The sequence below is a fragment of the Magnetococcus sp. PR-3 genome (assembly GCF_036689865.1).
Classification (GTDB): Bacteria; Pseudomonadota; Magnetococcia; order Magnetococcales; family Magnetococcaceae; genus Magnetococcus.
In genome coordinates, this window is sequence record NZ_JBAHUQ010000051.1 from 14,112 (window position 1) to 27,843 (window position 13,732).

Genomic DNA, 13,732 nt, shown 5'->3' on the forward strand with positions numbered 1-13,732 from the left:
AACATGGCCAGGGTGCAACATCATTCACCCCATGTGCGCCATCACAAGCGCCATAGGCCCAGCTATAACGATCACCATCGTACCCACCGTACCCACCGCTGGGCCACCATCCCTCTACTGCTGGCCATCGGCCTGCTTTTTTTACTGCTTTGGTTATTTACCCCAACACATGGGGCCACACAGACCCTTAAACAGCCCCTCACGGTTGATCCAGATTGGCAGAAGATCTATTTAAAATGGGATCTGGAAAAACTACGTCAAGATGCCAAAAACAGCCAAGCTGAAGCCATGAATAACCTGGGGGTACTCCATGAACAGGGTATTCGTGTTAAAAAAAGCCGGGCCCTCGCCGCCAGTTGGTACCGACGAGCGGCCAAAAAAGGTCATGCCAAAGCACAAAATAATCTCGCGGTTCTGTTAATACACAACACCGATCAACCCATATGTGATGAAGCACGCTTGTGGCTCAACAAAGCCGCCGCCCAAGACTACCCCGACGCGCTGTATAATTTAGGCTCGCTCTATTTAAATGGACTCTGTTTTAAAACCAATGCACACACTGCCATTGATTGGTTTAAACGGGCTTCTATTGCGGGCTCTGCCGAAAGTGCCAACATGTTGGGCATTATTTATGAAACAGGTCGGGGTGTTGCCCGCTACCCCAAGTTAGCACTCTCCTGGTACCGCAATGCCGCCTTAAAGGATTATGCCGATGCTCAGGTCAATCTGGCCCGCATGCATTTAAAAGGTCTGGGCACCAAAAAAGACCCTTTTATGGCCATTTCATGGTTTAAAAAAGCAGCCAAACAGGGACACACCAAGGCCCAACTTAATCTTGGGGTGTTGTTGCTTAAGTATACTGAAGGACTGGAACAGCAGGCTGAGGCCCGTCAGTGGTTAACCCAATCAGCCCAAGCCGGCAACCCCCAAGCACAACATAACCTGGCCCTTATGCTTAAACAGGGGCTGGGCGGGGAAAAAGACCCCGCTGCTGCTCGAAAATGGCTAAAAAAGGCTGGGGATCATGGCATTGCCCAAAGCCAGGTACTGTTAGCCCTGGAATTAAACAAACACCGTCTGGGTAACCCAAAAACCACCACCAAACTGTTAATGGAAGCCGCCCAAGCAGAGCACCCCGAAGCACAATATCTACTTGGATTGGGCATGATCCAAGGACGACTGCACCCAAACACAGACCGTACCCATATGGACTGGTTACGCGCTGCCGCCATGCAAGGGCACCTGCGGGCTATGAACGATTTGGGGGTTGCTTATCATCAAGGTATACGGATTAAAAAAGATCTTCAAAAAGCGATTGACTGGTATCGGCGCGCCGCCAAACAGGGGCTTTTAAATGCCCAGTTTAATCTGGCCATGCTTTTTTTAACCGAAGCGAGCTACCAACATGAAACCCAAGAGATGGTGACTTGGGCTTCCGATGCTGCTCAGGCGGGTCATGTGGGTGCCATGCATTTAATGGGGCTGTTACACCATGCCGGGCGTAACCTACCTTCGAATGTGGAAAAAGCCTTTGACTGGTTAAAAAAAGCGGAACAAGGGGGACTTGATCTGGCGGACTTAAGCCTTGGCAACTGTGCCATGTTATGGAAAAAACCTGATCTTGCTAAGCGCTACCAACCCTTTGCAGAGGCTGGCCTTGCTTTGGCTCAATACCGTTTAGGTGTCTGCCGATTGCATCAAGCCAACCCCGAGCGAGATGCAAACAGAGCGCGATATTGGTTAACCATGGCGGCTGAAAAGGGGCTAGCCGATGCCCAAAATGATCTTGGCTTAATCTACCATATGGGGGTTGGGATACAACCAGACTACCAAAAAGCAGCCCATTGGTATCAACAAGCCATTAAACGGGGGCATAACAAGGCGGTTCTTAATCTATCCGCCCTACCCAAACCGTAAATCAACCTGGATCACCAGATTAAGCCACACAGCCCTAGATCAATAGACGTAGAGGTGGTGCGGTAAGCTGTATGGACATACAGCCTTAACGGCACACCCTACCCTATTTTTGCCTGGGCTATGCGTGCTTCTGCAAGTTTGGCTTTTGCTTGACGCATGGCCTGTTTTTTGGCTTCCAGCTCTTCTAGGGTCATCCCCGATTGCTGTCCCCCATGGGCCAAACGATCATGCTTGTTGATATAAGACACGGCATGGTTAACCCGCCACTGCATCTCTTCTTTGTCAATCTCCTGGTCCGCCAAATTGGAGGAGGGCATGCCGCTTTTCTGCTCAAAAGCATAGACCGCAATTTCATCAAAAACCTCCACAGCAAAAGCCAGAGCCTCTTCCAACTCTTCACGGGTTTCCGTGGGATAACCAACCATAAGATCCGTACGTAGAATGGTGGAAGGGTTGCGTTGGGGAATTTGACGTAAGGTCTCTCGAATATCTTCGGTCAACGGGGGACGCTGCATCATTTTCAGCAGTCGTGCACTGGTGGTCTGAATAGGAATTTGCATATCCGTTACGCGGGGATGAGAGAGGGCCTCCAGTAATTTTTCTGGCTGCCGCTGCAAACCCGACGGGTGGAACTGTGCAACATGAATCTGATATTGATCATGCTCAGCCAACACAGAGGCTAACAAGGTAGCGTAGTCGGTACCGATATCCTTACCATACAGGCCTGTTTCCATACCGGTCAAAACTACGGTACGGACCCCCTCCCCCACCAGCTGTCGAACCTGTTCTGTAATGTGATCAACCGAACGGCTCTTTAACCGGCCAATACCCACGACATGGGGACAGTAGGCACACTGAAAGGCACACCCAAACGCCACATTGACATAACGTTTGCTCAGGTCATACAGGCGATAATCTTCTTTGGTGCGGAACGTTGAAGGCTCTGGAATATCGGCAATTTTAACCTTGGCGTCTGGTAATACACGGTCAAACTGTTCCAGCTCCAGCGAGGAGACCTTGGCACCCGGCTGACTGGCTTCAACCCCCTCTGGGTTGACCGTGTTCACACACCCTACGGCAATGACTTTTTCTTTAAGTGGCTTGAGCTTGGCCAGTGTCTCAATCGAGTTCTCTTCTAACTGATCCCAACCGGCACAGGTCGGGCAAACAATGCGATCGGCCTGCTCTGGGTCATCCACCACATCCCAACCATTGGCCACAAAGAAGTCGTGAATGCGCTTGACCTCCAGCTTAAGCATGGTGCACATATCATCAGGGGTAAAATAGACCGAAGGCATGGGTACATTCCTTTATCTGCAGCGCGCTCTTCTTCATGAAAAGCGTAAAAACAGGTAGCACGTGTGGGGATCATCACACCATTCAAAACACCCGATCATTTGATATGTTTCAGACCATAATTAGGCGTAAGAAATGATATATCGCCATGCGATATTGCAGCCCTACACCCTCGCCAAAACAATGCTGTGGAAGATGATGATCTTCGCTGTAAGCCTTGTGCTGTGAAACGCGCTTTGAGACGACAACACACCTTCGAACAGCGCTTTTTTGACCTTCACCAACGAAGCCCTAGGCACCGTTAACCCCACAGGCATGGCGTGTGCACAACATGCAAAAGCATGCCTATTTTTGCCCGAGCCAATAAAACCCATTTTCATTGAGATAACCATTGGCTACCCCCATGCGGTCATAGGTGGCAATAAAGTCAGCCAGTTTGGCGACGGTCTCTTCATCGCCACGAATACCGCCCAGTAATCGATAGATAAAAGAGATGCCCGGCTCGTGCAAAACCTCCTTAAAATGGGGCCGCAATGCCTGCAGAATCTCATTACCATCAGCTTCCTGATCATTGGGAGACTGCCCATCTGGCTCACTTTTATCCCGCTCTTCAATATATTCCCGGTGTATTTCGGCGACATAGTTGGTGAGCGCTTGAGCATCAAACAGATGGGGCAGCGCCTCATCGGGTTCATACCAGTGGCCAGTGAGTGAGAGCAGACCACGAATCAAAGCAACCTGAGCAGCATCCTGTTCTAAAAACCGTTCATGGGCAGGTTCATAACAGAGAAGATAACCACCCGGCTTCAAACATTTTTTACTCTGAGCCACCACCGCTTCAAGGTCCAACATATGATGCATGGAGACAGAAAACATGACGACATCATATTGACCTTCAATCTGCTCAAAAGGTTTCCTTTTGTAGGTCAAAGTGCCAAAACCCTCTGTAAAGGGGTTTTCATCGCGCATTTTTTCCGCAATCTCAATACACGCCTGGGAGATATCAATGGCCGTAACGTGGTGGCCATGACGGGCCAACTCCAAAGACATATAACCCGCACCACACCCCACATCTAAAACGGTCTGCTCACGTCCACAGTGGTTGTGTAAACGCGCTAATAGGCCATCCATAATGGCCCCGACATACAGACGGATAAACTGGGGATCACGCCAGAAGCTCTTATAGAAGTAGTCACACTTCACAGCACGCCGCAGATCGGGAATAAATCCAGCCTCAATACGCTCACGAATCCGGGCATCAAAGGCGGCGGCCTCAGCTTGTAGATTGGCGTCCATGGTTCAAAATCCTTGTTTACAACGTTGGACAGTTCAAAACAGCGACATCAACGATCAACATGTGGAAAACGCGATCAGCACCAAGCACACACTCGCATAGGGTTAGCGCCTTACCCATTCATATCGCAATCACATCTGTATAAACAGGGTAGAACGGGGCTATAACCCGCGGCATATCGAGGCAACTTTGACAGGCCACAGGGTCGCTTTAACCAAGTGGTAACGTGCGCGGCCTGATACGCCACTTCTCCTACTTCTTTTGTAAAAAGGCGTCTGGCCAGTAGGTAACGGTACGTGTTCGTAAGGTGCCTTCATTAAACTCAATGGGGGGTTCAACCAGTTCATAATCTTCCCGTTTAGCGGCAAAATCACGAGCCGCTCGAGCCGGGTTATCCTTATCCCAATCGGGTTGGCTACGTGGTGCCCCCACCAGATCCTGCATAATACCATCCATCGAGACAATATAAGAACCGGCGCTCACCAAAGCACCGTAGCTCTCTAACTCTGCCATCACATGGTCATAGGTGTGCTTACCATCCAGCAACACCATCACCGTCTCACCGGGTTTAATCTGTGCTTTTACAGCATCGATGGTCGAAGCTGCGATGGAGTCCCCCTCAATCAGGGTAATGAGCGGGAACATTTCATGGGCTTCAATGGCATCACGATTATGGGGACGTATCTCAATATCCACCCCCACTACACGCCCAGACCCCATGGCTTTACAGAGCCCTGCATAAAAGATTAACGACCCCCCATGGGCAACGCCGGTCTCAATGATGACATCTGGCTTAACCGCATAAATCACCTCTTGCATACGCACCATATCATCGGGCAACTGAATAATGGGGCGGCCCATCCAGGTAAAGCTATAGACATACTTAAGGTCCCAACCTGCCCGTAAGTAGGCACGACTGATCGCCTCAAAAGCTTCAGGATCTGCCATGGGCAAGGTACGGGATACACCATCTTGCTGCAGGGTAACCAAACCGTTTTCTTCGTCAATCTGAATCATCTCACCCTCATTCTGGTGCTATGGTTAGCTTACTGAACCTACAGAATCTCCACACCACACTCATCCAATTGTAGATTGACCCACAAAGGCACACGACCGGGGGCAATGGGATTTTCCACAGCATAAGCCATGCAGTGATCCATATCTGCAAATTTGGTTTCTGTCGGAAAGATCCACGGCTGCCCTTTGGGCTGTTCTGGTGGCTGCATATCAATGTTATGCGCTTGGCGGAACTGCTCCAGAACCTTCCGGGCGGCATCATGGTTCTCACCCTCTTTTTCGCATTGGGCAATACGAACCAGCGAGCCATGATAGAAAGAGGATGGATTATATGGGCGGAATTTGTGACTACCCGTGAGCACCCGGTAGCTCTCATACTCGACCAAAATGGCATTGTAGTAGATAAACGGCACAGGGTTGGGGATGGGCGCATATTGGTAAATTTCCGGGGCGCCAATCATATACTTAATAAAATCTTTACTGGCCGCGTTCTGAATGCCCTTCTCCAACCCTTTACCATTACCCTGAGCATTACAGCCAGAGATCGAGAGTGTCTCATCCACCAACAGGGTCGAGTCAGTTCGATCCAGGTAGCGGTAGGTAAAGTTGAAATCCGGTGAGATGGAGCCAAAAATAGTCCCCAAATCCTGACGCCACTTAGCTAAGAGGTCCTGATGACAGAACCCATTTAAAAATCTTGGCAGCGCATGGGTAAAACGGCTGTGGGCCGATTGATCCAACAACATCTGATTATCCAGACGAATCACCTGCCCAGAATAGCCCCGGCGCATTAAAGGGAACGGGATATCATCCCCCCCATGGTTATCCCACATATAGGTAACCCATGGTGGGGTATGGGTCTGAACCACCTCTGCCAAACGTGTACAGGCATGGGGTTTAAGCGCCATACGGTCGGTGACAATCCCTACATAGGTTCCCTGAGCCTGAGCGACAGCCCACTCCCAATGATCGGTCATGGCCAATATTTTTTCAGGGCGAATATAACGGACCTGCTGCTGATCAGGTTCGGCACAGAATTGCTCAAGGGATTGGGCCACCGCCGCATCGGAGTTATCTGAAACCAGAATCTCCACCCCTGGATACTCCTGGGCACACGCGGCTCTAATGGCCCCTTTTACACAATCCAGACGGTTACGGGTAGGGATAACAATGGTAAACAGGGGGGCACCCATGGAAACACCTTTGCAGAAAGAATATTATCGATTTCAAAGACCTTAGCCGATTTACCGCTCTAACAGCAAGGGTACGACCAAGCAGCGGGTTAGGCCCACCGACGTTGTGCCTGGGGCAAGCCCTGCTCCACATGGGCCTGTAGAGCATCCACCGCCTGCGCAATGGCTGCACGATCTGCACCCTGGCCAATGAACAGCCGGTTCATAGCGAGCACCAGTTTTTCACCCACATCGGTATAGGTTGCCAAGGCTAGATCCATCCACGGGCGGGTCGACATACCCAGATCTCCCGTCTCCCGCTCATCCAGGAACCGATCTGAAAAATCACGCCAGCCCTCAATGGATTCTGGCACTTCCAACCCATATTCACGGACTGCCATCTCATACAGTGCCGTATCAGGCAGTGGTACATATTTGCGGTAACTGAACGGAAAGGGTGAGTCCATAGATGTACGGGCCAGACGCACAATAAGCTCTAGGGTCAGGGCCACATCTTCTATGGTTTCACCGGGCAGAGCGGTCATAAAATTCCAGTGTTTATACAAACCATGTTGGCCCAGCTTTGCATCAACCGCTTCAATCTGCTCCAACGTAATGTTCTTATTCAAGATCTCCAACATACGGGGAGAGCCTGATTCAATACCTGAAATTAAATTAACAAAACCAACCTGCTTGAGCAGTGCCAGTGTGCTGTCTTTCATACGGTTAATGGTATCAATACGCCCATTGGCCCGCAGATTGACGGTTATCCCCTCATCCAACAAGCGTTGGCAGAACCGAACCACACGGTTTTCATTAATTAAAAAATGGTCATCATGAATGGTGACACTATCTGCGCCATACTGCTCTGATAATCGTTTGATATCATGGATGACATGATCGATCTCATGAAAGCGAATACGGGTATTAATACCATGGATGGTGGAGTTATAGCAGAATGAACATTTAAACGGGCAACCCCGAGAGTACATCGCCCCCAACCAGCGATCCCCCCCAATGTTTAACTGACGGTAATAGGCGGGCATATCCAACAGATGGTAAGGCAGCTCAACCACACCGGTCAGCTCCGTATAGTCGGCAATACCCTGAAGGATGGATTTTCCATCCCGCTTATACCCCACCCCTTTGATAGGGTTGGGCTCTCTACCCTGTTTAAGATGGGCCAACAGCTCTGGTAAAGCCTCTTCGGCTTCACCCACCACAATATAATCCACACACTCAAAGGCGAGGATCTCTTCAGGATTGGCCGCCACCGCTTGCCCACCCCACACCACAGGTATATGAGGATAGGCCTCTTTTAATGCTTTGGAGATGGCAATGGTGTCACGAAAAGTGAGTACAGAGACGGTTGAAATACCAAAGGCAATGGTCTGTTCATCGGTATCTCGATGCACAGCCGCTAGGATCTCTTCATGGGAGAAATCATTGATCACCCCCACTGAGTAGTCTTTCTTTAACAGGGCATCACACAGAAAAAGGCCACCAACGGGGATCTCAGCCGCACGGTCATAACTGGGAGAGAAGACGAGAATAAAATCCATGGGGTGACCTTCTTGGTAAGACGATAGATCGAGATCTGTTGTCTCTCAGACCATCTGCATACGGGCCTAAAATCTAGCCAGTTTGCCCTTATGTAAAGACCCTAACCTGACTGATCATAAGCAGTTTAAAGCAGAAGGTGCAACCTGAAAAAGGAATGAAAATGGTCCCATTTTAAATAGAACCATCCTGAGCTGATACCCATTCAAGCCCAACAGACCAGGATCTAACGACGCTGTTCCATTCTTTCAGCCACCGGGGTCTCCTCCCAGCGGGCTTTAATGGCCAAAATACCCTCTAGATTTTCTATAAAGAGATCGACTAGCCGAGGGTCAAAATGGGTCCCCGCATCTTTTTTTAGGGTCTCAACGGTTTTTTCAATGGGCCAAGGATCTTTATAGGGTCGCCGTGTTGTTAATGCATCAAAGACATCTGCGATGGCCACCATACGTCCTGATATGGGAATCTCCTCCCCAGCCAAACCCCGGGGATATCCAGACCCATCCCATTTTTCATGATGGGTAAGTGCAATTTGCCGCGCCATATCGAACAGCCGAGACTGCCCCGAGTAACGGCCGATTATACCTGCTCCAATACCGGGGTGTTTACGCATCACCCCCCACTCTGCATCATCCAATTTGCCAGGTTTAAGCAAAATACGATCAGGAATACCTATTTTTCCAATGTCATGCATGGCAGATGCATGCAACATCAAGCCGCAGTCGTCACTGTTCCAACCATATTTCTCTGCCAACAGTGCGGCAAAGTTGGACATACGGATAACATGTAAACCTGTCTCATTATCCTTATACTCAGCAGCTTTACCCAACATCTGTAGGCTGGCCAAGCGGGTTTCCATCAACTCTTCTGTACGTTTGGTCACCTCTTTGGCACAGGCGCGATGTTGGTCCACCAAAGTTAAATGGTTACGAACCCGAGCCCGCACAACCGGTGCCCGGACCGGTTTGGCGATATAGTCCACCGCCCCCAGTTCGAACCCTCTGGCTTCATCCGACTCCTCACTCATCGCGGTGACAAAAATAACGGGAATATGGCGGGTACGTGCATCCTGTTTGAGTTGGGCACACACAGTGTAGCCATCCAGATCTGGCATCATGACATCTAACAGAATGAGATCGGGTCTCTGTTCAAACGCCCGCTCCAGCGCCTCCTGACCTGATTTGGCAAATAAAAGCTGATAGTCCGCTTTTAAAATCTGCCGTAAGAGCTGTAAATTTCGCGGTTCATCATCCACCAGTAACAGAGTTTGCTGATCCATCTTATCCATCCTCATTCAGCCGCTTTTCGATCCATGCCAAAGCCTGGTCGAATTCAAAATGATCCAACAGCTGTTCGAGCTGCATCAGATCTTCATGGGGAAGCACCTGGGACAAGGCCCCCATCACCTCTTCATCCATACCACCCCGGCGCACAACCTCTAACAAGGTCTTAAGTAGCGGTTGAGCAGCCTGGGCATCCCCCACCACCACTTCTCGGTCAGCCGCTGGGGCAAGACCTTCCAACAGCCCCTGCATGGCATCCACTGTCTCTTGCCACAGCTGTGGCGTTGCTTGCCATGCGAGTTCTACCTCATCCTGCTGTTCCGATTTAGCCGCCTGTTCCAAGCGGGTCAAAGGTCTGGTCAACCGTTGCGCGCCCATGTTGGCCATAACCCCTTTGAGGGTATGGCTGAGCATATAGAGCTCAGACCAGTTTTGTGCCGTAATCAGCGCTTTTAGTTGCTCTGTTGCATCAGCATACGCTTCAACAACCTCTGCCAACGCCTTTAAATAAGCTGGCCGATCACCCCAACTGTGAATGGCACCCGCCACATCCAACAGCTTTGGACCGCTGTTCAATAGATTAACGGTCGGATTGGAAAGCTCAGCGTTGGCCACCAGATTATCCCCAGTAATCAAACGTGCCATTTTTCCGAACAGCTGCATAAAGTCGATGGGCTTACCCACAAAGTCATCTGCACCGGCATTAAAACAGGCTTCACGCTCGGCATGCATCACACTGGCGGTTAACGCAATAATGGGAATATGGCCGCCCTGCTCACTCTCCATCTGGCGGATTTTACCAATGGCGGTCAGACCATCCATTTTGGGCATCATGACATCCATTAAAACCAGATCAAACGGCCCCTGGGTGGCAAAGGCAAACAGGGCCTCCCGTCCATCTTCCGCCACAACAACCTGATGCGACTGTTGACTCATACGGGTCAGGACCAACTGTTGATTCAGGGGAACATCTTCAGCTAAGAGAATTTTTAAGGGTTTAAGCGGTGGAATTTCACTGCGGTCCAAGGGCTGTTCTGTATCCAACATCACCGCTTCGACATCCTCCAAAGCTGGCAATGGCAGGGTAAACTGGAACGTACTACCCTGCCCAAATTGACTCTCAACCCAGATCTCCCCCCCCATACGTACCACCAACTGTCTTGAAATACTTGTGCCCAGCCCCGTACCCCCAAAGCGCCGGTTGGTCGCATCATCGGCCTGGGTAAAGCGTTCAAAAATTTTGCTGATACGATCCTCCGCTATACCAATACCGGTATCACGCACCTTAAAGTGAATATACTCTTTTTCCTCGGCGGGCTCTGCGGAGAGCTCAATGCTCCCCTTCTCGGTAAACTTTACGGCATTACCTAGTAAGTTCAGTAGAATTTGCCGTATACGGCTGGGATCACCAGAGACACAATCCGGCAGATCGGCATGGGGTTTAACATGCAGCTCCAAACCTTTGGCCTGTGCCTCCAACTGTAAAACAGCCATAACCCGCTCGAGCAGTTCGATGGGCCGGAAGGCGATCTGCTCAAAGACCATTTTGCCGCCCTCCATTTTGGAGAGGTCCAAAATATCATTGAGCAAACGTAACAACGCTTTGGCTGACTCTGCCACCGCATGGAGGTTTTTACGTTGGTCCCGGTCCAGTTCAGTCTCTAAGACCAAATCCGTCATACCAATAATGGCATTCATAGGGGTACGGATTTCATGGCTCATATTGGCCAAAAATGCGGTCTTTGCCTGACTGGAGGCTTCCGCAGCATGTCGGGCTTCCACCAGCTCCCGCTCATTGCGTTTACGCCAGGTAATGTCCTGCATCATGCCGCGTACTTTAACCACCCGATCTTGCTCAACCACCGGACGGCCTGAAGCCTTGATCCACAACTGGCGCCCTGAACGTGGGGTAAAGCGGTACTCCATTTCAAAGGGCTGAGCCTGCTCAATAACCCCGGTGAGCATTTGGTCGAGTACCGGACGCTCTTCCGCATGACAATAGGTTAACAGATCTTCCCTAACCGGGTGCATCTCCAACGGTGCTTCATGAATACGATAGACCTCTTCCGTCCATGTCATCTGGCCAGAGACCAAATCCAGCTCCCAGCCCCCCATATGGGCCAAGTCCTGGGCATCATTAAGAAGGTCCGTCATACGTTCCAACTCAGCGGCTGCTGCTTTTTCTTGGGTAATATCCCTTAAAATGCCGGTGAATTGATGTTCATTACCCAACTTCATTTCACTCAAGGAGATGGTCAGGGGGAAGGTTAAACCATCTTTGCGTAGACCAACCCCTTCCCGGCTACTGCCCATAATCTTAGAAATGCCCGTGGTGAGATAGTGCGTTAAGTAGCCGTCGTGTTCACCCTTGAACGGCTCAGGCATCAACATTTTAATATTCTGACCCAAGACCTCTTGTACCGAATAGCCAAACATACGAACAGCAGCGGGGTTGAACGAAAGGATGTTCCCCCGGACATTGATGGTGATAATGGCATCGACGGCGGTTTCTACAATCGCTTTAATACTGGCTGTACCCAACGCCACCAGTTCAGAGAGATGGTCCCGGTGCTGTCGCAGCTCAGCCTCTACTTTGGTTTGCTCGGTAATATCCTGCCCTGTACCTACCATACGGATGGGGGTGCCATCACTATCACAGCGGATATCACCCAGCTCTAACAAAGTACGCATCTCACCATCTGGGCGGATAATACGATGTTCGGCCCGGTATGAATCCTCCGGGTTGTCCAACGCATGTTTAATCTGGGCCTCTAGTGCTTCACGGTCTTCCGGGTGTACCCGTTCGATAAAGCCATCATAACTGGGCTCTGTGAAGCGGGGTGGATAGCCAAGAATGCGAAAATACTCATCACTCCACTCCACCTGATTACTGGACAGATCCCAATTCCAACTCCCCACCTGGGCAATACGTTGAGCACGGTTTAGGCTATCTTGTTGGCTCTCCAGCTTTAGCAGTAGCTCCTTACGCTGGGTGATATCCTCCTCCACCGCCACATAGTTAACCACCTGCCCATTCTCATCCCGTACCGGAGAGATGGTGGCAGAGACCCAAAAGAAAGAACCATCCTTGCGTCGATCCTGTACTTCACCATGCCAAGGTTCGCCCCGCGTAAGCGTGCGGTACATCTCCTGATAGAGCGATTCATCGGTCTGCCCACTCTGGATAAAGCGCATGTGCTGCCCCAGCACTTCTGTTTCATCATATCCAGTAATTTTGGTGAAAGCGGGGTTCACATACAGTACACGGCTGTCGGTATCGGTAATGATCACCATAACCGGGCTCTCTTCAATGGCCCGAGACTGCCGCCGCAGTGCGGTTTCCGTACTCTTACGCTGGGTAATATCGGTAATCAACCCCACATAGAGATGGGTCTGATCCACCTGCAACTCACTGACCGCCAGTTCCATGGGAAATTGTGAGCCATCACGCCTTAATCCCAGCACCTCTTGGGCAGAGTCCTGCAACGTGGCGTGTGCCGTTAGCATAAAGGGGTTTGGTTTCCCCCTCTCCTGCTGATCTTCTGGCAACAGCATGCGCACGGACTGGCCGACAACTTGATGGTTTTCGTAGCCAAAAATAGATTCAGCCGCAGGATTAAAGCTCTGTACAACACCTTGGGTGTCCACTGTGACGATGCCACTGACCGCATTTTCCACAATGGCCCGGACCAACGCTTCTTTATGACCCAAGGCTAAATTGCTCTCCTCCAACTCCTGGGTACGTCGATGAACCTGAGACTCCATATCCTCTCGGGCACGCCGTAACTGCTGCATCATTTGGGCAAACGCGTGCCCCAAAGCGGCCATCTCATCTTTACCCTGAATCTGTGGTGGCTGGTTAAAATCACCTTCACCCACCCGTTGGGCACTGGCCAGCAGCAGACTCAAAGGTTCCACTAAGCGGCGTCCGTTCCAATAGGCCAAAGCCCCCGCCAGTAGCAGTGTTGTCACCAGCGATATAATACCGTTACGCCACATGGTTTGAATATCAGACAGCGCCTCTGCAGCATCAATTTTAACCACCATACCAATGTTGGCACTGGGTATGGGTCGCCACACAGCCACCACCGTTTCATTACGATAATCTGGGGCAAAACCCGCCCCCTGCTCCCCATTCAAGGCCCGCCGTATCGGTTCAGCAATATCGGCTGAAAAAGGTACCAACCGTTTTA

At 50.7% G+C, this 13,732-nt stretch carries 8 protein-coding genes; 1 reads left to right on the forward strand and 7 read right to left on the reverse strand.

The window, feature by feature from the left end; genetic code table 11:
- Nucleotides 1–3: 3 nt before the first annotated feature.
- The gene (locus tag V5T57_RS19810) at nucleotides 4–1,917 is read left to right on the forward strand and encodes an SEL1-like repeat protein (RefSeq protein WP_332893001.1); all 1,914 of its coding nucleotides are present in this window, start codon (nucleotides 4–6) and stop codon (nucleotides 1,915–1,917) included.
- Between the two features lie 98 nt (nucleotides 1,918–2,015).
- Here V5T57_RS19810 and V5T57_RS19815 read toward each other — a convergent pair whose 3' ends face one another.
- The 7 genes from V5T57_RS19815 to V5T57_RS19845 all read right to left on the reverse strand — a co-directional run.
- Nucleotides 2,016–3,215: a radical SAM protein gene (locus V5T57_RS19815; protein ID WP_332893002.1), complete on the reverse strand. Its 1,200-nt coding sequence runs from the start codon at nucleotides 3,213–3,215 to the stop codon at nucleotides 2,016–2,018.
- A 343-nt stretch (nucleotides 3,216–3,558) separates the two neighbouring features.
- Nucleotides 3,559–4,509, reverse strand: a complete 951-nt coding sequence (locus tag V5T57_RS19820; RefSeq protein WP_332893003.1) for a class I SAM-dependent methyltransferase — start codon at nucleotides 4,507–4,509, stop codon at nucleotides 3,559–3,561.
- A gap of 250 nt (nucleotides 4,510–4,759) precedes the next feature.
- Nucleotides 4,760–5,524 (reverse strand): cephalosporin hydroxylase family protein, encoded by a 765-nt coding sequence (locus V5T57_RS19825; protein ID WP_332893004.1) that lies wholly within the window; start codon nucleotides 5,522–5,524, stop codon nucleotides 4,760–4,762.
- Nucleotides 5,525–5,562: 38 nt separating this feature from the next.
- Complete coding sequence (locus V5T57_RS19830) at nucleotides 5,563–6,717, reverse strand: glycosyltransferase (RefSeq protein ID WP_332893005.1); 1,155 nt, start codon at nucleotides 6,715–6,717, stop codon at nucleotides 5,563–5,565.
- An 89-nt stretch (nucleotides 6,718–6,806) separates the two neighbouring features.
- A complete protein-coding gene (locus V5T57_RS19835; RefSeq protein WP_332893006.1) occupies nucleotides 6,807–8,258 on the reverse strand; it encodes a B12-binding domain-containing radical SAM protein in 1,452 nt (483 codons plus the stop codon).
- Between the two features lie 224 nt (nucleotides 8,259–8,482).
- On the reverse strand, nucleotides 8,483–9,535 hold the full coding sequence (locus tag V5T57_RS19840; RefSeq protein ID WP_332893007.1) for an HD domain-containing phosphohydrolase: 1,053 nt from the start codon (nucleotides 9,533–9,535) through the stop codon (nucleotides 8,483–8,485).
- 1 nt (nucleotide 9,536) lies between these two features.
- On the reverse strand, nucleotides 9,537–13,732 hold a 4,196-nt coding region (locus V5T57_RS19845), incomplete at its 5' end, for a PAS domain S-box protein (RefSeq protein WP_332893008.1).

Coding starts and splice junctions, on each gene's coding strand:
- V5T57_RS19825 (WP_332893004.1), bottom strand. CDS start 5,524: ATGATTCAGATTGACGAAGAAAACGGTTTGGTTACCCTGCAGCAAGAT.
- V5T57_RS19810 (WP_332893001.1), top strand. CDS start 4: ATGGCCAGGGTGCAACATCATTCACCCCATGTGCGCCATCACAAGCGC.
- V5T57_RS19820 (WP_332893003.1), bottom strand. CDS start 4,509: ATGGACGCCAATCTACAAGCTGAGGCCGCCGCCTTTGATGCCCGGATT.
- V5T57_RS19830 (WP_332893005.1), bottom strand. CDS start 6,717: ATGGGTGCCCCCCTGTTTACCATTGTTATCCCTACCCGTAACCGTCTG.
- V5T57_RS19840 (WP_332893007.1), bottom strand. CDS start 9,535: ATGGATCAGCAAACTCTGTTACTGGTGGATGATGAACCGCGAAATTTA.
- V5T57_RS19815 (WP_332893002.1), bottom strand. CDS start 3,215: ATGCCTTCGGTCTATTTTACCCCTGATGATATGTGCACCATGCTTAAG.
- V5T57_RS19835 (WP_332893006.1), bottom strand. CDS start 8,258: ATGGATTTTATTCTCGTCTTCTCTCCCAGTTATGACCGTGCGGCTGAG.